The sequence below is a fragment of the Gloeocapsa sp. PCC 7428 genome, from assembly GCF_000317555.1.
Classification (GTDB): domain Bacteria; phylum Cyanobacteriota; class Cyanobacteriia; order Cyanobacteriales; family Chroococcidiopsidaceae; genus Chroogloeocystis.
In genome coordinates, this window is sequence record NC_019745.1 from 1513614 (window position 1) to 1534998 (window position 21385).

Annotated in this window: 19 protein-coding genes; 14 read left to right on the forward strand and 5 right to left on the reverse strand. The window is 43.0% G+C overall.

All coding sequences use genetic code 11. The features are described 5' to 3' along the window. The first annotated feature begins 111 nt into the window (after positions 1 to 111). From acpP to GLO7428_RS06740, 5 genes are all read left to right on the forward strand, one after another. Positions 112 to 363 (forward strand): acyl carrier protein, encoded by a 252-nt coding sequence (gene acpP / locus GLO7428_RS06725; protein WP_015187814.1) that lies wholly within the window; start codon positions 112 to 114, stop codon positions 361 to 363. Positions 364 to 381: 18 nt separating this feature from the next. Further along, on the forward strand, positions 382 to 522 hold the full coding sequence (locus GLO7428_RS27680; RefSeq protein WP_155823598.1) for a hypothetical protein: 141 nt from the start codon (positions 382 to 384) through the stop codon (positions 520 to 522). Between the two features lie 3 nt (positions 523 to 525). After that, positions 526 to 1779, forward strand: coding sequence for a beta-ketoacyl-ACP synthase II (gene fabF / locus GLO7428_RS06730; RefSeq protein ID WP_015187815.1), 1254 nt, complete (start codon positions 526 to 528; stop codon positions 1777 to 1779). Positions 1780 to 2211: 432 nt separating this feature from the next. Further along, positions 2212 to 4245, forward strand: a complete 2034-nt coding sequence (gene tkt / locus GLO7428_RS06735) for a transketolase (RefSeq protein ID WP_015187816.1) — start codon at positions 2212 to 2214, stop codon at positions 4243 to 4245. Between the two features lie 780 nt (positions 4246 to 5025). Further along, positions 5026 to 5718, forward strand: coding sequence for a class I SAM-dependent methyltransferase (locus GLO7428_RS06740; RefSeq protein ID WP_015187817.1), 693 nt, complete (start codon positions 5026 to 5028; stop codon positions 5716 to 5718). Here GLO7428_RS06740 and GLO7428_RS06745 read toward each other — a convergent pair. Next, positions 5702 to 7129, reverse strand: coding sequence for an energy transducer TonB (locus GLO7428_RS06745; protein ID WP_015187818.1), 1428 nt, complete (start codon positions 7127 to 7129; stop codon positions 5702 to 5704). The genes GLO7428_RS06740 and GLO7428_RS06745 overlap by 17 nt on opposite strands. 449 nt (positions 7130 to 7578) lie before the next feature. Here GLO7428_RS06745 and GLO7428_RS06750 point away from each other — a divergent pair, with 449 nt between their 5' ends. Together GLO7428_RS06750 and GLO7428_RS06755 are read left to right on the forward strand one after the other, a co-directional pair. Continuing rightward, a complete protein-coding gene (locus GLO7428_RS06750; RefSeq protein WP_015187819.1) occupies positions 7579 to 8232 on the forward strand; it encodes a MotA/TolQ/ExbB proton channel family protein in 654 nt (217 codons plus the stop codon). Further along, the gene (locus GLO7428_RS06755) at positions 8216 to 8617 is read left to right on the forward strand and encodes a biopolymer transporter ExbD (RefSeq protein ID WP_015187820.1); all 402 of its coding nucleotides are present in this window, start codon (positions 8216 to 8218) and stop codon (positions 8615 to 8617) included. Before GLO7428_RS06750 ends, GLO7428_RS06755 begins: the two co-directional genes overlap by 17 nt. Positions 8618 to 8761: 144 nt before the next feature. Here GLO7428_RS06755 and GLO7428_RS06760 read toward each other — a convergent pair whose 3' ends face one another. After that, a complete protein-coding gene (locus tag GLO7428_RS06760; protein ID WP_015187821.1) occupies positions 8762 to 9901 on the reverse strand; it encodes a PepSY domain-containing protein in 1140 nt (379 codons plus the stop codon). A gap of 356 nt (positions 9902 to 10257) precedes the next feature. Between GLO7428_RS06760 and GLO7428_RS06765 the strand changes: the two genes are divergently transcribed. Together GLO7428_RS06765 and GLO7428_RS06770 are read left to right on the forward strand one after the other, a co-directional pair. Then, on the forward strand, positions 10258 to 12621 hold the full coding sequence (locus GLO7428_RS06765; RefSeq protein ID WP_071882414.1) for a TonB-dependent hemoglobin/transferrin/lactoferrin family receptor: 2364 nt from the start codon (positions 10258 to 10260) through the stop codon (positions 12619 to 12621). A gap of 76 nt (positions 12622 to 12697) precedes the next feature. Continuing rightward, positions 12698 to 13555 carry an ABC transporter substrate-binding protein gene (locus tag GLO7428_RS06770; RefSeq protein ID WP_231295557.1) on the forward strand — a complete coding sequence of 286 codons (858 nt, stop codon included), beginning with the start codon at positions 12698 to 12700 and terminating at the stop codon, positions 13553 to 13555. Positions 13556 to 13725: 170 nt separating this feature from the next. Here the strand turns inward: GLO7428_RS06770 and GLO7428_RS06775 are convergent, their stop codons facing one another. Beyond that, positions 13726 to 14565 carry a M56 family metallopeptidase gene (locus GLO7428_RS06775; protein WP_015187824.1) on the reverse strand — a complete coding sequence of 280 codons (840 nt, stop codon included), beginning with the start codon at positions 14563 to 14565 and terminating at the stop codon, positions 13726 to 13728. Next, entirely contained in the window at positions 14565 to 14984 is a 420-nt protein-coding gene (locus GLO7428_RS06780; protein WP_015187825.1) for a BlaI/MecI/CopY family transcriptional regulator, read from the reverse strand. The genes GLO7428_RS06775 and GLO7428_RS06780 overlap by 1 nt, the downstream gene beginning before the upstream one ends. Before the next feature lie 347 nt (positions 14985 to 15331). Between GLO7428_RS06780 and petJ the strand changes: the two genes are divergently transcribed. The 5 genes from petJ (at position 15332) to GLO7428_RS06805 (ending at position 20105) form a co-directional block, all read left to right on the forward strand. Further along, positions 15332 to 15667, forward strand: coding sequence for a cytochrome c6 PetJ (gene petJ, locus GLO7428_RS06785; RefSeq protein WP_015187826.1), 336 nt, complete (start codon positions 15332 to 15334; stop codon positions 15665 to 15667). Positions 15668 to 15862: 195 nt separating this feature from the next. Next, positions 15863 to 17959 (forward strand): TonB-dependent siderophore receptor, encoded by a 2097-nt coding sequence (locus GLO7428_RS06790; protein ID WP_015187827.1) that lies wholly within the window; start codon positions 15863 to 15865, stop codon positions 17957 to 17959. 44 nt (positions 17960 to 18003) lie between these two features. Further along, positions 18004 to 18306, forward strand: coding sequence for a hypothetical protein (locus tag GLO7428_RS06795; RefSeq protein ID WP_015187828.1), 303 nt, complete (start codon positions 18004 to 18006; stop codon positions 18304 to 18306). A gap of 477 nt (positions 18307 to 18783) precedes the next feature. After that, positions 18784 to 19758 (forward strand): hypothetical protein, encoded by a 975-nt coding sequence (locus GLO7428_RS06800; RefSeq protein ID WP_015187829.1) that lies wholly within the window; start codon positions 18784 to 18786, stop codon positions 19756 to 19758. Between the two features lie 74 nt (positions 19759 to 19832). After that, positions 19833 to 20105, forward strand: coding sequence for a hypothetical protein (locus GLO7428_RS06805; protein ID WP_015187830.1), 273 nt, complete (start codon positions 19833 to 19835; stop codon positions 20103 to 20105). Here GLO7428_RS06805 and GLO7428_RS06810 read toward each other — a convergent pair. Then, entirely contained in the window at positions 20102 to 21358 is a 1257-nt protein-coding gene (locus tag GLO7428_RS06810; protein ID WP_015187831.1) for an inorganic phosphate transporter, read from the reverse strand. The genes GLO7428_RS06805 and GLO7428_RS06810 overlap by 4 nt on opposite strands. Positions 21359 to 21385 lie beyond the last annotated feature (27 nt).

Genomic DNA, 21385 nt, shown 5'->3' on the forward strand with positions numbered 1-21385 from the left:
GACCCTATGATATGTTGAAGCGATCGCGCTTTTCGATAAGATAAATATGATTTTAAGCATATCGACCCGATCGGGGGATTGTTTTTGCAACTGCTTGAGGACTTTATATTTATGAGCGAAGCGGAAATTTTAGAGAAAGTCAAGAAAATTGTGACTGAGCAACTCAGTGTAGAAGCCGAAAAGGTAACGCCAGCCGCGAACTTTGCGAATGACCTAGGGGCTGATTCGCTCGATGTTGTTGAACTCGTGATGGCTTTAGAGGAAGAATTCGATATTGAAATCCCCGATGAGGCAGCAGAACAGATTACAACGGTACAACAAGCGGTAGATTATATCAGTAACAAAGTGACAGCATCGGCTTAGGTGTGAACCACGTATTAAATGGCGCGAAATACGCGATTGCGCTTTGCGCAGCGCCAAGGGCGATCGCACTTTTCGATAAAAAATCGTAGAACGCGCCAATCCTCAAAACTAGAAATTCATTTGTTCTGCGTTATTCAGTCAGGAAGCTGGCTCAACTGAAGTATGACAGATAAGGAAAAAAAACGTGTTGTCGTAACAGGTATCGGCGCGATTACGCCAATTGGCAATACTCCAGGTGAGTACTGGGAAGGGTTGTTAAATGGACGTAGCGGCATAGGTCCGATTACCTTGTTCGATGCCTCCCACCACAAATGCCGCATTGCGGGTGAAGTCAAAGGATTCAATCCTCACGATTACCTTGACAACAAAGATGCCAAGCGCATGGACCGGTTTGCTCAATTTGCGGTTTCAGCCAGTTTACAAGCGCTTGCGGACGCACAGTTTGTCATTAATGAACTGAACGCAGAACAAGTGGGCGTCATCATTGGAACTGGCATTGGTGGCATTAAGGTATTAGAAGACCAACAAACGGTATATCTCAATCGGGGTCCGGATCGCTGTAGCCCATTTATGGTGCCGATGATGATCGCGAACATGGCAGCAGGCTTAACTGCAATTCACGTCGGTGCTAAAGGTCCTAATACGTGTCCCGTAACCGCGTGTGCTGCGGGTTCTAACGCTGTTGGCGATGCATTTCGGATGATTCAGCGCGGTTATGCGCAAGCAATGCTTTGTGGTGGTGCCGAAGCAGCGGTGACGCCGTTATCCGTTGCAGGTTTTGCCGCAGCCCGAACGCTATCAACGCGCAACGACGATCCAGCGCACGCGAGTCGTCCTTTTGACCGCGATCGCGATGGCTTTGTAATGGGCGAAGGTGCGGGAATTCTACTTCTAGAAGAACTCGAACACGCCCGCAGTCGTGGCGCGCGGATTTATGCGGAAATTGTCGGCTACGGCATGACGTGTGATGCGTATCATATGACATCACCCGTACCAGGCGGCGAAGGTGCAACGCGGGCGATTCAACTAGCGTTGAAAGATGCATTGTTGAATCCAACGCAAGTTAACTACATCAATGCGCACGGTACAAGTACCGCGATGAATGACACAACTGAAACCGCCGCGATGAAAAAAGCATTGGGCGACCATGCGTATAAAGTCGCAATTAGCTCAACAAAGTCGATGACTGGACACTTGTTAGGTGGTTCGGGAGGTATTGAAGCGGTGGCGACAGTGTTGGCGATCGCGCATGACCAACTACCACCGACTATTAACTTAGACAACCCCGATCCAGAGTGTGACTTGGATTACGTACCTAACGTTGCGCGCACCCAAAAAGTAGACGTTGCTTTGTCAAATTCGTTTGGCTTTGGCGGGCATAATGTAACTTTAGTGTTCCAGAAGTTTACAGGCTAAAGAATGTTTTAGTTCTGTGCCTTACGGTTTCGCACGATCAGTAGGGAAAAGGTAAAATCGCACGTGTTTGCATCTCTTCGCGCGATCGCCTTTTCCCACTTGGACGCTAAGAAAATCGTCGATTCAATTAAAATTATCTTGACATCAGTAGTGCTGCGGTATGTCTTTCTAACTTTATCAAAGCAATGCTGCGAGCGATTGCACTCAATAATTAGGTGCAATTGAACAGTGAGCTACTGTAGTACATCTCAGCGCTTTTGTAGCAAAAAAACTCAAGGAGAGCAACTTATTACGCATTGTGTGAGCAAGGATGCTTGCCTGTCAATCCAGAACAATGGGATGATCGTTAATAAGTGCTTAGGGCAATCTCTGAGGATTACAATTTCAGCCCACTCCATGAGCGTGCTAACCCGTCGTTAACAATAAGAGACTATGGCTGTTGCAACCCAATCCCTCGAAGAACTTTGTATTAATTCAATCCGCTTTCTCGCAATCGATGCTGTAGAAAAGGCAAAGTCAGGTCATCCAGGGCTGCCGATGGGCGCGGCTCCAATGGCTTTTGTCTTATGGGATCGATTCATGCGATTCAATCCCAAAAATCCCACTTGGTACAATCGCGATCGCTTTTTGTTATCCGCAGGACACGGCAGTATGCTGCTGTATGCCTTGCTGTACCTCACAGGCTATGAGGATTTGACGCTCGAAGATCTCAAGCAGTTCCGTCAGTGGGAGTCAAAAACTCCTGGACACCCAGAAAACTTCATGAACCCTGGAGTAGAAATTACAACAGGTCCTTTGGGTCAAGGTATTGCCAATGGTGTTGGCATTGCTATGGCGGAGGCTCACTTAGCAGCTAAGTTCAATAAACCTGATTTTCCGATCGTTGACCACTACACCTACGTTATTCTAGGTGATGGATGCAATATGGAAGGTGTCTCAGGCGAAGCTTGTTCGTTAGCAGGACATTTGGGACTTGGTAAACTGATTGCTTTATACGACGACAACCACATTTCGATCGACGGTTCAACCGATCTCGCATTCACCGAAGACGTTGGTAAGCGCTTTGAGGCTTACGGCTGGCACGTTCAGGTAGTCGAAGACGGTAATACCGATTTAGATGCGATTCATAAAGCTATTGAAGTTGCTCAATCTGTCACCGACAAACCCTCTTTAATTAAGGTAAGAACGACAATCGGTTACGGTTCACCTAAAAAAGCCAATACCCGCCATGCGCACGGTGAAGCGTTGGGCGCGGATGAAGTCAAAGCAACGCGCGAACACCTAGGGTGGAATCATGAGCCGTTTGAAGTTCCCGAAGATGCGCTGAATCACTGGCGTCAGGCGATTGATCGCGGTGCAAAATTAGAACAAGAGTGGAATCAATTATTTGAGCGCTACAAAGAGCAATATCCTGAAGAAGCGCGTCTCTTAAAGCGGATGCACGAAGCTGAACTACCCGAAGGTTGGGATTCAGTACTACCTACCTATAGTCCAGAAGATAAAGGAATTGCCACCCGCGTACATTCGGGTAATTGCTTAAATGCGATCGCGGAAGTTCTTCCTGAACTTATCGGTGGTTCGGCTGACTTGGCTCCTTCAAATAATACATTACTCAAGTCTTCTGGCGACTTCCAAAAAGGTCAATACGAAAATCGCTACATCCGTTTTGGCGTGCGCGAACATGGCATGGGCGCAATTTGTAACGGTTTGGCACTCGACGGTTCTGGACTTATTCCTTACTGTGCGACTTTCCTCGTGTTCACCGATTATATGCGTGCGGCAATTCGTCTTTCGGCGTTGTCTGAAGCTGGCGTCATTTATGTCATGACTCACGACTCGATCGCCTTGGGTGAAGATGGTCCAACGCACCAACCAATCGAACACGTTGCTTCTTTACGCGCAATTCCTGATTTGTATGTGATCCGTCCTGCGGATGGTAATGAGACTTCTGGCGCTTACAAAGTCGCGATTAAAGCTGCACGCGGTAAGCGTTATGGCAATAAAACACGACCTTCAGTTCTAGCGCTGACACGCCAAGCTGTACCAAACCTTGCAGGTTCTTCGATTGAAGGTGTAACTAAAGGTGCGTACGTCTTATCTGATAGTGATGGCACGCCTGATTTGATTATGATTGGTACTGGTAGCGAAACTCAACTGTGTGTCCAAGCTGCTGAGCAGTTGCGCTCTGAAGGCAAGAAAGTGAGAGTCGTTTCGATGCCTTGCTGGGAAGTCTTTGAAGAACAAGACGCAGAATATCGAGAATCGGTACTCCCCAAAGCGGTGAAGAAGCGCGTATCAGTCGAAGCTGGCTCGACGTTCGGCTGGTGCCGTTATGTTGGTGATGAAGGTATTGCGATCGGTATTGACCAATATGGTTCTTCGGCTCCTGGTTCAGTTTGTATGGAGAAATTTGGCTTTACTGTTGATAATGTAGTTGCCAAAGCAAAAGCCGTCTTAGGCGAATAGTCAGCAGAATCTGCTCAAACCATTAAAATTGCATAGCAAGTTGGGGGTTCTTCTAGAACCCCTATTTTTTTGCTTTATTCCAAAAACAGGTTTAATACCATTTCACCAAATAAAAACTACAAATCATTTCTCCTCTGCTCCTCTGCCCCTCTGCTCCTGAAGCTGCCTATTTGTAGTAAATTCAAAGTGACATGGTATAACCCTAAAGCAGAGATCGGTAGGGTTGATCGTAGTAGGTGAATTCGTTCAGCCAAGCTTGCTTAATTGCGAGAAGCCCCTCGTGTGCCACTACGGTGTTTTAACCCTTGCTGCCTATATGTATCACACTGACAATGCAATGGTATTACGGGGTTGAGGACAAGATCTGTCTGATTCGTACATGAAGTATCGCAAGCCATAAATTTAATTCTCTGCCTCTATCTGTATTTTTAACTAGCAATATTGCCGACTATGCCTAAATAGCTATTTAGGAAGATTTAATATGCATATATTTTTAGGTAAAGAAATGTATTTTAAACTACTTACAAATATTTATACTGAATGATATCTTCATTCCCAATTGTCGTAGCTTTTTTAAATACTTGATTAGCTTAAAGTCAAGTTTTAACTTATCCAAAAACGTCGTTTTTATTTCATAGCGAATGAACATTTTAGTGGTGAAATGCTTTACTGACGGGGCTTACGGGGTTTTCTAAGAAATGAGAGAAGTGATAGAAGTAATACTTTTATTACTGAAATTGAGTATAAATCTATTGGTAAATTTTGAAGAGGAAATTGCAAATGCTTCAGCTATTAATTCGTCTGTCACCTCCTCCTTACAAAAAGAAAATAAGAGGGATTTGGTTGCAGTATTTGTTTCAGCGTACGATCAGAGAAATTATGTTGATGCCAGTAGGACAAGTTCCGACACGCAAAACGTTAGCGAACTTGCAACTTGGTTGGGGAAATTATGGTTTTGTGGCTAATTTAGACTATCTTGAGGAAGTTGCAAAAAGAGCAATTCAGGCGTCGGGTCCAATTTTAGAGTGTGGCAGTGGATTAACAACGATTATTTTAGGATTGCTTGCCGGTCGTCGTGGAGTTGAAGTTTACTCATTAGAACATATGCCGCAGTGGCGATCGCACGTTCTCAATGTATTGCAAAAACACCAGATACCCAAAGTTCATGTTTGTTTAGCGCCACTCCGAGATTATGGGAATTTTGCTTGGTATGAGCCGCCTTTGTGTATTTTACCGCAGCAATTTGAGCTAATCGTTTGTGATGGTCCTCCAGGTAAAACGCCTGGAGGACGTTATGGGCTTTTGCCTATCATGAAGGAGTATTTTTCCAGCGAAAACACAGTTTTGCTTGATGATGCTAATCGCCCTGGTGAGATGGAAACACTAGAAAAATGGATACGCGAGGCAGAAGTCAAGGTAGAAATGCAACAAATGCCCCACGGAACTTATGCTGTAATTACTCACTCGCACTAGGCGGCGTTGATGATTGCTCTCTACTACGGCGCAGCGTATCGCGTAAACTACTTTGACCTTGGTTCGCGGGTGCTGCTTGTCGTGGCTGAGGTTGTTGCTGACGCCGCAGTGATTGTCGAAGATTGGACTGTCTTGGCGGTGCAGCTTGTTGTACGGGTCTAGCTGGCTGTCGAGGTTTTGGTGAAGCGGCTTCTACACGTCGCCTTCTTTGTTGCGGTGCAGGATCGCTCGCGCGGCGTGGGGGTGCGGTTTCTACACGTCGCCGTTGTTGGGTTGCGGCTTGTTGCGGAGGTCGCTGTGGTGTTGAGGCTGGTGCGCTTGCCGATCCGGTCGTTTGTCTTGGGGGTGTTTGCGGTGTATTCGCCTGTACTGGGCGTTTTTTCCGCGCGGCTTCGCGTTGTCTGCGATTTTGTTCGAGTTGGCGCGATCGCCGCGATCCTTCTAAGGCAAAATCAACTTTTGCAGAAACTCCTTGTCTTCCTTCACGGGTCGAACTAAATTTCCAGTCGCGGGCGGCTCTAACTGCGGCTTCATCGAGTTCTCTATTACCACTCGAACGCGCGACTTGCACGTTCGTCACATTCCCTTTCGCATCGACATCGACTTTAACTTCGGTTCGCCCTTCAACACCTTGACGTCTTGCGCGTTCTGGATATCTTGGTTTACTGCAATCGCGACACGCTAAACGACCTGAACCCGAATCAGTGTTGCCACTACTAGGCGCACTCGGTGCAGGTGCTGCTGGTCTTGGTCTTGGACCTGCTGCTACAGTTGCGTTATTCGCGGGTGGCGCTTGCGTAGGAGTACTCGGAACACTTGGTCGAGCAGTATTTGCGGGTGCAGGTTGCGAACTTGGTGCCGGAATTGTCGTTGTTGCAGCTTGTCGCGTGTCACGCAGCGATCGCAATTCAGCCGTGAGTTGCTGGTTAGGTTGCGCAGGCTGGGGTACAGGTTGAACCGCAGGTGTCGTAGGCGCGGTTGGTGATGGTGCTACTGCTACTGGTGGTGATGGAACCGGCTGCGGTGCTGGCTCTGGTCTCGCACTTTCTACAGGTTTTGGTGGCGTTTGCGGCTGTTGTACTGGTTGGGGCGGTGGGGGAACGACTGTTGCGGCTTGCGGTTGGGCTGGCTGTGGTGGCGCTACAGGCGGAGGCGGTGCAACTCTAATCACTGGTTGCGGTTGCGGCTGCGGCTCCTGTTGGGGTTCTGGAGATGGCGTTGGCGGATCGACAAGCACTACCTCGATGGGTTCTTCTTCTAGCTCGGCTGTCCGATTCCAAATATTGTCAATCGTCAAGCTCAAAACTCCAACATGGAACGCTAGTGAGCCGATCAGGCTATACATCAAAAAGGATCTTAGTGACTTTACTTCCTTTTCTCGCTGCGCGATCGCAATGTTGGAAAGGCTCATATTTTAGTTGCTACTTTTTCTCACTAATTGCCTATCCTACATTTTGTAATTACCTCTGTCAAGCGTATGTTGGCGATAATTTCGGTTTAACTGTGTGGATAGATAATTAATTTAATGAATGCATCTTCATAAGTTCAACGATGCTTATAAATTATATATGCTTGTTGCATTACATAAGCGTAAAACGATAAAGGAATTCATGGCTTTGACCGCGAATGAGAGGTGGGCAGTTATACCAAATGACAAAAAAGGTTGCAATTTACCCTGCACTCTGTAGCGATTTTAAAGCGATATAAGGTAATAAGGCGTTTTCATAACTTTGTGACAATTATGTAATAAAGTTAAAATTATTTTCGACTTGATTTAATTTACTATTGAGAAGTTGTATCAGTTTTGATAAAAAGTGACAGGACTGAACCTGACTTGATTTGTGAATCTAGAGACAATACATGGGAATAAGTAATCTATTTGCGGCAGGCGGCATTGTGATGTGGCCGCTGCTGGCGTTTTCTATCATAGCGATCGCGCTAATTATCGAGCGGATTGCATTTTGGGCAAGAATAAATCGCCGTCAAGGTCGAGTGGTGCGAGATGTATTGAATCTCTACCGTAAAGATAATGTTGTGGGTGCGATCGACAAACTGAAGCAGAATGCAGATTTACCCATGGCGCGAATTTTTTTGGCAGCACTCGAACTCGAACAACCGAATCCTGAAGAATTTCGTTTGGCTTTAGAAAGTGAAGCGCAAGCAGAAATACCGCAACTTAAGCGATTTAATACGATATTTGACACAATTATCAGTCTGTCTCCGCTTTTAGGTCTTTTGGGCACCGTATTGGGTCTAATCAACTCGTTTGCTTCGCTCAATTTAGGCGATCTTGGCGGTACGCAGACTGCTGGGGTAACATCAGGCATTAGCGAAGCGTTAGTTTCAACGGCTGCGGGACTTGTTGTTGCGATCTTTACGTTGTTTTTTGCGAATACCTTTCGTGGACTTTACCAACGTCAAGCCGCACTGATTCAAGAATACGGTGGGCAGATGGAATTATTGTATCGCCGTCGCTACGAGCAGCAGGAGAGAACTTATGCGCCTACCAGATGAGCCAGAAAGTAGTGCAACGATCAACATCGTACCGATGATTGATGTGATTTTTGCAATCTTGACATTCTTTATTATGTCTACGCTGTTTCTCACGCGATCGCAAAGTTTGCCTGTAAATTTGCCGAAAGCAACGACAACGCAAGTTCAACGCTCGTCTACAATTACTGTGACGTTAGATAATCGCGGTCAAATTGCCTTGAATCGCCAACCTGTCGATTTAGCGACATTGGAAAGTCGAGTCTCCGGCTTAATTGCACCAAATCAAGAAGCAGTTGTCGTGCTCAATGCTGACGAACAAGTCAATCACGGTCAAGTGATTGCGGTGATGGATCAAATTCGCCGAGTTCCTGGAGCAAGACTGGCGATCGCGGCGCAAAGACCTTAGTCGTAATAAGTTGCAGGAAAATTCCCTCTAAATTATTGACAAATAATCTCATTACGCTTAAAGTAGACCTAAGCAACAACTAATAATAGTGGGTTGATATTCAGTTAGGTGCATTCGGCTAAAAGTTGCCTATTCATTGCTCAGTTACGATGATGATTCGTAATTGTGTTTTGGCGGCAACTTAATTTTTTTACTCCACCACATAGCAAAACCTGTCACCATTAAAATTGTCGGCGAAAGTCCAACAAAAATATAAAAAAAGCGCGTCAGCCAACCGCCAAAAGTACCATAATGAACGAGAGTAAAGGCATTTAAAATAGCTTCAGCTAAAGGTAAAGCGCGCGAATCGCGGACTCGCAAAATTTCACCAGTATACTGGTCTAGATAAACTTCACTCCGACCATAACTTTTCTCATAGGGAAATTTTTTGCTAATTATAAAAGTCCCCTTAGGTGTACTTGGTAAATTGATATTTGTTGTCACCGCACCTGGTAGCGCTGCATCTGCTTTAAGTAAAACCTCATTGAGTGTGACAGGTAATGTTTGCGTAGTAGGCGGTGTAGAAGTTGGTTCCGCAAGTTGCGGAGTTTGAGTCATAACATAAATGATGGGTTCAGTGAATGCAGCGAAATTCCAACAAAAGCCTGTAAAAGCAATCATGGCTAAGAATAAAGCAGTAACAATCCCTACAACTTTATGAACATCAAAACTCACGCGTTGGGGATGGGCTTTCCATTTAATTTTGAAGCCATTAATCAGCTTTTTCCATCCTGACCACAAAATAATACCTGTAATGCAAAGAAGAAGTAGCAGGAAAGCAACGATTCCAACAACAGTTAAGCCTATATCACCTGCTAAGAGTTGGTAGTGCAAACGATAGACGACATCATAGAGTGAGTTTTCCCATTGGCGCGTACCTGAGATAACTCCTGTATAAGGATTAATGAAAACTTCTGTCCATTTGTCATCAACTGATGTCACCCATACTGCGTAAGGTGCATTAGCTGTAAGCGGTATACTCAACGAATGAAGGACAAGATTGCGATCGCGCAAAGCTGTGCTAACAGTTGTCAGTAATGTGGTTGGTGATATGAGTAATTGTTGCGGAACAACTTCTCCAAATTGACTGCGAACTAAAACGCGATCGATTTCCTGGCGAAAGACCAAGAAACTACCCGTTAGCCCCACAATTACGATAATTAATCCTACAAATAAACCAATATAGCGATGGAGTTGAAATACAAAATTACGTATTCTTTTGACTTTCATAGGCTGATTTTGCATCAAAAATAGACTTCATTAAAACTCGTGCAGAAAATAGGCTTGACGCAGCAGAAGTGACTTTCCATTGGTTTAAGTAAGGAGCTAAACTAGGAATTTTTCTTTTATAGCTCTCGTCAATAGAGTTAGGACATTGTACAAGCTCGTAGTAGAGGGAAGTATAACCCTGATCCCTGCTATCAGCCTATTGATAATTTTTATCATATCTGGCAAAATAACACTATTGAGAATTCATATCAATTTTTAAGCTTTTAGGATTGTCAGAGCAACAGAGCTATTAGCTACTGAGGGCTATTTGCACTCATTTTTTGAACTATCGCAAATATTTATATTTATCGCAAGCTCAGGGAAGGCAAACATTGAAAGAGTTACTATTTGTCTTAAACACAGTCTTTGTTAGTTGGATATCGCTGTCGGCTGCGGTTGCACAGCCAATATCACGCGAATTGCCTCGGATGCATGACATTGAGTTGCATCAAAAGTCAGCGCAATGGTTAACATCGCAATCAACAGAAGCAGAAGAACCAACTTGTTCTCCAGCAGGTGAAAACCAACAGATAGAGGATGACGAACTAGAAGTATGTCCTGAGGAAACGGCGGAAACACCAGACATTCAAATTACCGTCACAGGAACTCGCACACCGCGTTCAGTCCAAGATTCACCTGCATCGATTACGGTTATTGACTCGTCAGAAGTACAACAAAATCTTGTTCAGGATTGGGACGATCTTGTACGCTACGAACCAGGAGTATCAGTACGCAATAACTTGCGCTACGGTTTGCAAGATTTCAACATTCGGGGAATTGACGGTAATCGAGTTTTGATTCAAGTTGACGGAATTCGTCAGCCAGGAAGATTTGAATTTGGTGTATTTGAACTAGGTAGAGATTATTTCGATTTATCGACGCTACAAACGGTAGAAATTGTTAAAGGTCCAGCATCAGCGTTGTATGGTAGCGATGCGATCGGTGGCGTTGTTACTTTTAGAACAATTGAACCAAGCGATTTACTCGATGTTTTTGGGAATTCATTCGTCAGTTTAGCTAGTAATTTTAATGGCGAGAATCAAGGTTGGGGACACACGGTTAGTTTAGCTAATAGAGTTGATAATTTAGAAACTTTGTTTAGCTTCACTCGCCGCGATAGTAGTGAAACGCTAGTTAATGGGAATAACGATTTTGTCGATCCGCAATACACAGGTAGAAATAATTACTTTGGTAAATTAGTTTATCGTTTTAACGATCGCCACGCGCTTAATTTTACAGGGGAAGCTTTAGACGAAACAACAACGACGAATACAACAGAAGTAAATCTACTACCTGGTATTCGCAGCTTTGTCGAGGATGTCGATGTGAATCGGACTCGATTCAGTGTGGGGTATGAATACAATAATTTAGATGGCTCGCCTATAGAGTTAGCACAGCTACAAGTTTATTACCAGGATGCACAAACACGCGAAATCGGTGAAGAAGAACGTTTGTTACGCGATGGAACTGCGGTATTACGCAATACGCGAAATAGTTTTGTCGATCGCACTTATGGTACAAGTTTACAATTACAAAGTAGCTTTGCCACAGGTAACAATGTTGACCATCGGCTAACGTATGGCGTTGAGTTGTCAACAACCCGTAACGAAAGACCGCGCGATCGCGTGCAAACAAACTTATTGACAGGCGAAACAACGCGGATTATTCCACCTGATGTCTTTCCTACCAAAGATTTTCCAGATTCTGACACTTTACGCTTGGGTTTATATTTACAAGACGAAATCGAAATTGGCGAGACATTGAGTTTGATTCCAGGTATCCGCTACGATTACTACAACTTAGTTACCGATCCTGATGAAACTTTTCTGCGTGGTGGTGCAGAAGCTGCCAACTTAAGTACGTCTTCGGTATCACCTAGTCTAGGGCTAGTTTACCGCTTAACCCCAGAAATTGCGCTTGTTGGACGTTATGCACGTGGTTTTCGCGCACCGCTTTATAGTGAAATTAATAGTAATTTTAGTAACCTCCTTAACCCGTTTTTTCGCTATCGCACGCTGTCAAATCCAGATTTAGAACCTGAAACGAGTCATAGTTTTGAACTGGGCGTACGGGGCGTTTCTCCTCAAGCTAATTTTAGTTTGACTGGGTTTTACAATACTTACAACAACTTTATTGAGACATTTGCACCTGCGGGAGTCGAAGAAATTCCTGGTGTGGGAGTTGTCAATTTGTTTCAAACACAGAACGTGAGTGAAGCACGAATTTATGGTGCAGAAGCACGCGCTGAGTATCGATTCAATCGTAACCTAGATGGTTTCAGTTTAATTGGTGCTTTAACTTATGCTGTTGGTGACGATCTCACCGCCAAAGTTCCTTTGAGTTCAGTTGATCCTTTTAAAGCGATCGCTGGTTTACGGTATCGTGGTTTAGGCGATCGCTGGGGTACGCAATTAATTGCAACTTTTGTAGGTAAACCGCGTGTTGAGCGCGAAATCCAGCAAGTTCCAGGAAGTCCCCCGCAAGTTCCGTTTATTCCTAGCAGTTATACAGTGTTTGATTTGATTGGTTATTACAATATTTCTCCAAATCTCACGATTAATTTAGGCGTTTTTAACTTGTTCAATCAAAGATACTTTCAATATGCTGATGTCCGTAATATATTTGAAAGACCTGATATTGACCGTTTTGCCCAACCAGGAAGATCGATTGGAGTTGGTGTAGCGTGGCGATTTTGAAAAGAATTTAAAAAATTCCAATTTTCAATATTAAGGAACCAAAATGTATCAGCGCCTAATAATGAGTTTCATAGCGTTGCTCATAGTACTTGTAGCAGGCTGTAACTCAACACAACAAGTTTCGTCTTCAACCGCTGTCGATTCTTCGGCTGCGGTAACACCACAACAATCAGTCACGCGAGTTGTTGCACTTTCTTCACTCACAGCAGATATTATTTATCAGCTTGATGCAACAAAGCTTGTTGGTATTCCAGGAAGTCGATTATTGAGGAATGACACGCGGTTCAAAGATATGACTCGCGTCAGTGAAGGACGCGTTCCTCCTAATTTAGAAAAAATAGTTGCGCTCAAACCTAACTTAGTTGTAGGTGCGGCGGGTTTTGCTGAACAAACGACTCAAAAATTAAAAGAATTAGGGATTCCAGTTTTTTTAACTACCGTAGATAGCTGGGAAAGTTTAAATGAAACAACAAAATCTTTAGCGCAGCTAATCGATGCCGATCCGCAACCTTTATTAAACCGCTATCAAACTTTTTTAGCAAATAAACCAAACCAAAGTCCTTCTACATTGGTACTCGTTAGTAGACAACCAATATTAACACCGAATAAATCGAGTTGGGCAGGAGATTTATTAAATCAGTTTCAAGCGAATAATTTAGCAGCCCAACTGCAAGGGAAAAGTAGTTTTGGTGGTTATATTACACTTTCACCTGAGAAAATTCTTGAGGCGAATCCTGATGTTTTATTAGTTGTTGATACCGAACCAGGAGTTGCAGAATTTTTTAAATCTCAATCTTTCTGGAAACAGTTAAACGCAGCTAAGAATAACCGAGTTTACACGTTTGATTACTACGGACTCGTCAATCCTGGAAGTATCGATGCAATTGAAAAAACTTGCGAACAACTGCGCCAAGCTTTATCTGAGACAGTATAACATTGCTCACTCTACATAATGAATATTGCTTACTTGTTAAAGTCTGGTAATCGGTAATAGGTAATAGGAAGTTGAGCAATATCCTTACCAATTACTAGTTACCAATGACCAACCTTTTAAGTTACGTTTATCTTCCTCTACTTGTAATAAGTTTAGGGGGCGAATGCAGCTTAAGAATGCAGAACCACGGTAAATAGCGGTAAACAGGCGAACACAAACCAACTCCAGGATTGTAAATTGGGTTTGGCAATATCTTGCTGCGGTGATAGCAGCGCATCGATTCTTTGTTCTAGGCGATCGCCAACTTGATACGAAGCCAAAGCCGCGCAAAAGATATCCGGTTCAAGCGTGCGATCGCTCACAACCATCAGTAAAGATTCCGCAAGCAGAAGCGGATCGACTTGTTGCGCTGCCCAACAATCTGCACGCAGTTCTCTTAAAATTAACAATTCTTGCCACAACGCATCAGTATTCGGAAGCCAAGCTGTGCAATCGCGAATCCAACTTAGCCAGAAAAACCAGAATGTATCGCGATAATAATAATGTGCTTGCTCGTGCGTTAATACAGAATGCAAATGCTCGCGGGAAATTTGAAGTAATCCTTGACTGACGACTAATTCCGGTTGCCAAAAGCCAATTTGTGCTGCAAATAAAGCTTCTGTGTCGAGAACGCGAATATCTTTCGCTTCAAAATGAATTTTAGGACATTCCCGCGCGCGGCAAACTGCTTGCCAACCTTGCCAACCGAGTTTCAAGCAAAGCAATGCCGCAATTCCTAACCAAGCTGCTGCAAGAATATAGCTAAACCAGCCTGCTTGTAACCCTACCATTTGTCCTTGCGGTCCCATACACAGGACAGCGATCGCCGTCATGAATAATAACAAGGGGGGAAATAAAAACAAAAATAGCGTACGTTCAAAGCGCTGCTGCCAACCTGTTTTTAATATAGGTAAATGCTGTCTTAACGACCAAGCAACTCCGAGCGCAACTAAAATTATGAGTAAGTGCATTACTTCTCCTCCCGTGCTTGACGTGCAGCTTGAATTCGTTGGGCGATCGCTTGTAATTTTTCTAGACTTGTTTGATCGAGACTATCAGCAAAAGCCGCGACAACCTCAGGATTTCCCACCGCTAAAAACCGATGCAATTGATCGTGCGCTTTGATAACTTGCGCTTGCTGCTTGGTAACTAAAGGACGCCAATAGAACGCTTTTGCTTTTTTATCACACGCCAACCATCCTTTTTCGGTCAAGCGTCGCAATACTGTCGTAACAGAAGTATACGCGAGTTCGCGGTTGGGATCGGCAAGAATGCGATCGTGAACATCCTTAACTGTGACAGAACCCAGTTCCCAAATAATATCTAAAATTTCTGCTTCTAGGGGACCTAGTGATAGTTGTTTTGGACTGTAGTCAGGTAATGGAGACATATCAGGTGGCAAGCTTGTCAATTTTGAACAATATAACTGCTACAAACTCCACAATGGCATAGTTCCAGCATTCTTCCACACTATCAGAATTTGTGTCCGCATCCACCCTAATACCATTTCACTTTGAAGTTGCTACAAATAGTGAGTAGAGGAGAAATGATTTGTAGTTTTTATTGGGTGAAATGGTATAACTCATGTTCAGCGAAAGTCTCCCACAAGTGGGAGATTTAGGGGAAATGTCACTTTGACAACGTGTCTTTTGACGCTACTCACTTCGTTGTCGATAATATCCAAGCGATCAATATGCGTGCATTGTGCATTGATATTTTGATTGAAGGAGGAGAAGCATGAAAAAAATTTTAACAGCGATCTTACTGAGCTTAGCGATCGCTAGTCTGGCTTTTGTTCGTCCAGTATTAGCTGCTGATACTGCAAGTGGTGCGAAAATTTTTAGTACGAATTGTGCGGCTTGTCACATGGGTGGGCGTAACGTTGTTGTTGCCCAAAAAACCTTGAAGCAAGATGCTTTAGAAAAGTACAGCATGAACTCGATCGAAGCAATTATTCATCAAGTGCAAAATGGTAAAAATGCTATGCCAGCTTTTAAAGGACGTCTCAGCGATCAGCAAATTGAAGATGTGGCAGCATATGTGTTAGAACAGGCAGCTAAAGGCTGGACATAATTGAGAGAGATGCGGAAAATTCCTACAGCCTAGAACGCAAAGCTATTTATTCGATACTAGCTAAAAGCTAAGTGCTTTAGTACGACAGCTTGTCTTTTGACTGCAAGAGTTACATCCATTAATTTAGTTTAGGCGATCGGCGATGTACGCGATCGCTTCGATGTTTTCTTGGTGTGAGTTCTTGAGATAACAATAGTGAAACTATCTTTCTCTTTATTTTGGGTTGTACTACTAAACTTAACTTTTACAAATGCATTGTCCGCTATCGCTGAAGAAGCGCCGCAAAACTCAAATCCTGCTGAAGCTAAAGAAACCTTATTAAAACGTCTCCGACAGTATCAATCTTCTATTCCTCAACTTAGTGAAGTCAAACAACCATATACAAGCGCAGAATTACTTACTCAGCAATCAACAAATCAAATCGATCCTGTCATCGTAGACGATGAAATTTTGATTGAGGTAGAAGGTGAAAGAGATATTTTTCCTGCTACTTCGACTCCCATTTACGAAATTACCGAAGAAGAAATTCAAAAACAAAGACCTAATAGTTTAGCTGAAGTCTTGCGTAACTTACCAGGATTTGCAATTAATGATGTTGGCTTTGGCGCAGATATTCACACCGGAACATTCTACCGAGGAAGTTCAATTAATCAGTCTGTATTTCTCCTCAATGGCAGACCTATTAATACAAATATCAGTACTTATCACGGTGGTTTTGACTTAAATAGTATTCCTGTCGATGCAATCGAACGAGTTGAACTTTCGAGTGGTACGAGTTCAACTTTATACGGTTCAGAAGCGTTTGGCGGTGTTGTCAATATTATCACAAAACAAGGACCAGAAATACCGCAATTCAATGGTTTAGCAGAATTTGGTTCCTACGATCGCTCGAACTATCGTGCCAGCTATGGTGGCACTTTTGGTTCATTGAGGCTTAATTTTGGTTATGAAGAATTCTCGGCTGAAAATCGCTATCCGGTTCCGGAAGGTGCAGCTAACCGCGATGCTGAAGGATTATTGTTCAATGGAGATACGGCGACAAGTAATTATTATGGAAGCGCCATTTTAGACTTAGATGCAAACAATACACTGAGTTTGGATGCGTATAAAATTAGTAGTCGTCGGGGTTTGCTTTACTTCGGCTTTCCCTTACAACGCGATCGCTTAGACCACGATGTTTTAAATATTGGGTTATCTTTGCGCAGCTTACTCGGTGGTAGCGAAGATTCTATTTTAAGAACGACACTTTCTTACAATCAAGACTATTTTAGTACTTACGGTCCTACGCAAAATATTTTTTATCGTCAAGGTATACTTGATTCGCAATCAATTGCTGCTAGAGTAGAACATGAATGGCAATTTAATCCAACAAATAACTTGCGGTGGGGATTAGATTTACGCAATCGATACTTAAATGGCGATGTGTTCAGCACGGCTCCTAATAGAATAGACCTTAACGAAACCGAATACCGCGAAAGATTTGAAGGGGCGTTATTTGCGTTGAACACCTGGAGTATCAATCAGACTTTGCAAGCTGAACTAGGGTTCAGGCAAAATTTTACGAGTGAATATGGTAGTTATTTCAATCCTAGTGTGGGCTTACGCTGGGCTGCTAGTCCTAATGTCGCGCTACGCGGTAGCTGGGTGTCAGTACAGCGCAACCCTGGGTTAGATCAGTTATATGTTTATGATACTGTTCACAATTGGCTACCAAATCCAGACTTAGAACCCGAAACCGGTTCGTCGTGGACAGCAGGCGTTGATGTGCGATTTGCTGCAAATTTAACAGGGCAATTTACGTATTTTGGTAGTAGTTTGAGCGATCGCCTCGGAATTCAGTTTGGGCGCTGGGCAAATATTGGCTTAGTCAATACTAATGGTTTAGAAGCGGCGCTAAGATGGCAAATTGCTCCCCAATGGTCAACATTTCTGAACTATACTTACACTGATGCCAAAATTGCGAGCGGTATCGAACAAGGATTACAGCTAGGTTTTGTTCCTTACTCAGTCGCACAATTAGGAATCGGTTATCAATCACAAGGATGGCAAGTTAATTTATTTGCAAGTTACTTCAGTGGATCGCGGCGGGCGTTTTTCAACAATCCAGGCGAAAGTAATACTGATTTCTCTCCGTCGTGGTTAAATTTAGACTTAGGCGTGCGAGTGCCATTGTTTAGCAATCTTGCGCTAACATTGTTTGTAGAAAACTTGGCAGATGTTGCCTACGAAAAATCCAACCGCATCTATCAACCTGGAAGGACGTATCGTATCGGTATCACCTCTGATTTTTAACAAGTCGCTCATTACCGCTTTACCATCCTTTGTCTATAACACTTATGCGAGCCAGAATTGAAAATATGGTTCTTTTCCTTCACCATGAGGATGTGCCAAGTTTCAAAAAAGGTGGCTCCGTAGTACGGAATAGCTATTTTTGGGCATTACGTTCAATTGCGGGTCAAGCATCGCGATATCGTGATTGGGAATATGAATCCGAAGTTTGGTTCGCACTCTGTCGTATGCTATTATCTTTCTCAGAATCGGGTTATCTTGGCTTGAAAGAAACAACCTTAGAGTTTCCCTTATCACAAGGTGAAATTCCGCAAGTTCTGCGACCGATTGCGACTTGGGAAGCAGATTAAAATTATATTGAGACTACACTAATCTTGGCAGTGTAGAATGAACCTAAAAGTTATGAAAGCTTAACTTAGCTGCCTCGCCTACTGTGTCGAAAGGTAGAGGATGCTATTAGACTTTTGTGCAAGCGTTTAATTAAAGATACAAGCCCTTCAACTCAGTTGTGAATCAATAAGATTTGTGTTGAGGTATGAAGGGCAGACAAGCGAGGCTTCTCAGTTAAAAACTTGTGTATTAGTATATAGCAGTCGAAGCATAGGTTAGAACATCGAACACGCTAAGTTGATAGTTGACAGTTGACATCTTCTCACACTCTCTTCACTGTCAACTGATCTCTGCTATACAACTCAGTGTTTCTACTTAAGATCTTTACTCTGCATGGATTTTAATAAAGTTTTTAAGAATCCAAGCGATCGCACATAGACAGATATAGTAAATACACGTATATTTTTATACATTATCTTATTGCTAATATTACTGTTATGCCTATATTAGAAATTCAACGCGCCGAAAAGATTCATGACTATATTCAGAAACTAGAAAAACTAACAAATATACCACTCAGAAGTTCTCCGATTCTTCTTAGTTCACCTCGTCAACAAGTTTCTTTAGAACTTCCTTCTGAAGGAATCAAACAATCGTATGAATATGTTGAACAATTATACGAAGATGTTGGCGAACACGAAATAGTTTTTAAAGCAATTAAAACAGGGTGGGAGTATCTTAATTCAGGATACAAAATTGTCCCTACAAGTAAAGAAGAATACTTTAAACAAATAAATGAAGCCTATGTTTTTCAAGCTGCTAGAGAACGAGGCTACACAGTAAGTGAAGATTATTTTAAAGAACATAAATTTTGTTATGGACAGTATGAAACTTACTATGCTGTGCATGAAATAATGCAGCGTAATGCCTTTGATTTTTTATTGAGTAAATCCTATTCACCAAATTTTATTCATACTTATGCCAACTGGCATAAATGTATTAAATTAATTTCTTCACAATTTATTATCCCAGCAACAACCATAGACAAAAAGATTCCTCATATACTCGATCAATTGTGGATTATTTCACACAATATTAATCAACTTCGATTGTTAGGAATAGAAATTGTTGGTGAAGGTAAATTCTTAAGTAGAACCCAGCCAAGAACAACAGTAACTAATGACTTTTTAAATCAACTAGGATATGAGATCTATCAAGTTGCTAGTTGGTGGTGTCGTGTAGATCCTTATCGAGTCATTTGTGAATTTCTCAAAGCATCAGGTATCTTTCCAGACGCTACTAAATATCTCATCGGTTCCGAACTTAATACTATCGATGAGTACGTATGTGGAATTTGTCATGCCCCTATGGTACGGTGGGGTTGGGATTGGATTCAACGCTATCAAATCGGTAATTCTACTGTATTAGCGCATAAAGATTGTGTCATGCGCAAGCAACACAGTAGCAGATAATGTTAATATTAATTTTAATTCATACTGAGGATAAGAGTAACTAGCGTGTAGCATCCACTGGGTGGGAGGAAAAATTGCGATCGCCTCAAGAACATTTTAGCGACCTAGAGGCAATTCTTAAACGCCACGCCGAAGCCTTAGAAGCAGAAATCCGCGCCTTACAACAGTCTGACGAAACTGCTCAATGGTCAAGTGCTTGGAAACAAGTTTATAACTGGAACTTTGCTAAAGCTTTTGCACGGCAAAAAGTGTTTCGTAACTGGGCTGCGGATGCTGCTGCATGGAAACTTTTACCTCAAAGAAACTATCCTAATCAGGGTAATCGTCAAGCAGATTTTGGCGATTAGAAGTTACGGGCGATTGCAAATACAATTGCACCTAACAATGCACCAGCAGGAACTGTAATTAACCACGCCATAATGATTCCTCGTACAGTTTTAAATTGAATTGATTTATTACCTTGAACTAACCCAATTCCAACAACGCCACCAACAAGCGCATGGGAAGTAGAAACCGGAATGCCAACGCGCGAAGCGAGTAAAATTGTTGTCGCCGTTGCAAGTTCCGCACAAAAACCGGCACTCGGTTGCAGCGGGATAATACCCTCCCCAATCGTTGCAATCACTTTTTTACCCCAAATTGCTAAACCTGTAACAATCCCTGCACCACCTAAAACTAAAATCCACAGAGGAATCGTAATGCCATTCAGAGGAACAGTACCTGTCAAGCTAATGTAGTTAATTGCTGCTAAAGGTGCGATCGCATTCCCGACATCGTTAGAACCATGTGCAAACGCAACAAAACACGCACTCAGTAGCTGAAATTTTGCCAGTTGTTTTTCAACAATATTTTGTGTAGGCGAAAGAGATTTCCGCACAATATTTTGATCCAATTGCCGCCAACTCACCATTGCTAGCGAAACTGCGGCGATCGCGCCAATTCCAATCGGTAAATCGTGTTTGGGAATGTTCCAATGCAGTTGTTCGTAAAAAAATGTATTGATGGGTTGACTCAGTTTAGGTAGCACAATAATGCCAAACACACTCAGAAGCGCAACACTCAGCCAAGGAATCCACTCATTTAACTGCTGTATCGAGTCTTGGCGATCGAGAATCGAGTGCTTGATAATGCGATAAAACAACGCAGCGATCGCACCACTCACAAGCGGAGTGACAACCCAAGCTAAAGAAATAGTCCTAATTAACGACCAATCAATTGCTTGAACGCCAGCAGCAACCCAACTAAAACCAGCGATCGCCCCGACAACTGCATGAGAAGAAGAAACAGGAAAGCCTCTTGATGTCGCGATTTGCAACCATAAACCAGCCGCTAGTAATACAGAAAACATTCCTATTAACAAAACTTGCGGTTCTGCGGCAAATAATTCCGGATTGACGATTTCTGTTGCTAAAGTTTCTGATACTTCATGACCGAACAAGACAGCACCAGTAAATTCTAAAACTCCAGCGATAATTAAAGCTTGGCGGAGGGTGACAGCTTTCGATCCTACAGAAGTTCCCATCGCATTAGCGACATCGTTTGCCCCCAAATTCCAAGCAACATAAAATGCGAGTAAAGCGGTTAATCCTAACTGCAACATTAATTACAACTCAGTTTTACTATCTCG

Excerpts from the sequence above, each read along its gene's own strand:
- acpP (WP_015187814.1), top strand. The coding sequence starts at position 112 with ATGAGCGAAGCGGAAATTTTAGAGAAAGTCAAGAAAATTGTGACTGAG.
- GLO7428_RS27680 (WP_155823598.1), top strand. The coding sequence starts at position 382 with ATGGCGCGAAATACGCGATTGCGCTTTGCGCAGCGCCAAGGGCGATCG.
- fabF (WP_015187815.1), top strand. The coding sequence starts at position 526 with ATGACAGATAAGGAAAAAAAACGTGTTGTCGTAACAGGTATCGGCGCG.
- tkt (WP_015187816.1), top strand. The coding sequence starts at position 2,212 with ATGGCTGTTGCAACCCAATCCCTCGAAGAACTTTGTATTAATTCAATC.
- GLO7428_RS06740 (WP_015187817.1), top strand. The coding sequence starts at position 5,026 with ATGCTTCAGCTATTAATTCGTCTGTCACCTCCTCCTTACAAAAAGAAA.
- GLO7428_RS06745 (WP_015187818.1), bottom strand. The coding sequence starts at position 7,129 with ATGAGCCTTTCCAACATTGCGATCGCGCAGCGAGAAAAGGAAGTAAAG.
- GLO7428_RS06750 (WP_015187819.1), top strand. The coding sequence starts at position 7,579 with ATGGGAATAAGTAATCTATTTGCGGCAGGCGGCATTGTGATGTGGCCG.
- GLO7428_RS06755 (WP_015187820.1), top strand. The coding sequence starts at position 8,216 with ATGCGCCTACCAGATGAGCCAGAAAGTAGTGCAACGATCAACATCGTA.
- GLO7428_RS06760 (WP_015187821.1), bottom strand. The coding sequence starts at position 9,901 with ATGCAAAATCAGCCTATGAAAGTCAAAAGAATACGTAATTTTGTATTT.
- GLO7428_RS06775 (WP_015187824.1), bottom strand. The coding sequence starts at position 14,565 with ATGCACTTACTCATAATTTTAGTTGCGCTCGGAGTTGCTTGGTCGTTA.
- GLO7428_RS06780 (WP_015187825.1), bottom strand. The coding sequence starts at position 14,984 with ATGTCTCCATTACCTGACTACAGTCCAAAACAACTATCACTAGGTCCC.
- petJ (WP_015187826.1), top strand. The coding sequence starts at position 15,332 with ATGAAAAAAATTTTAACAGCGATCTTACTGAGCTTAGCGATCGCTAGT.
- GLO7428_RS06795 (WP_015187828.1), top strand. The coding sequence starts at position 18,004 with ATGCGAGCCAGAATTGAAAATATGGTTCTTTTCCTTCACCATGAGGAT.
- GLO7428_RS06800 (WP_015187829.1), top strand. The coding sequence starts at position 18,784 with ATGCCTATATTAGAAATTCAACGCGCCGAAAAGATTCATGACTATATT.
- GLO7428_RS06810 (WP_015187831.1), bottom strand. The coding sequence starts at position 21,358 with ATGTTGCAGTTAGGATTAACCGCTTTACTCGCATTTTATGTTGCTTGG.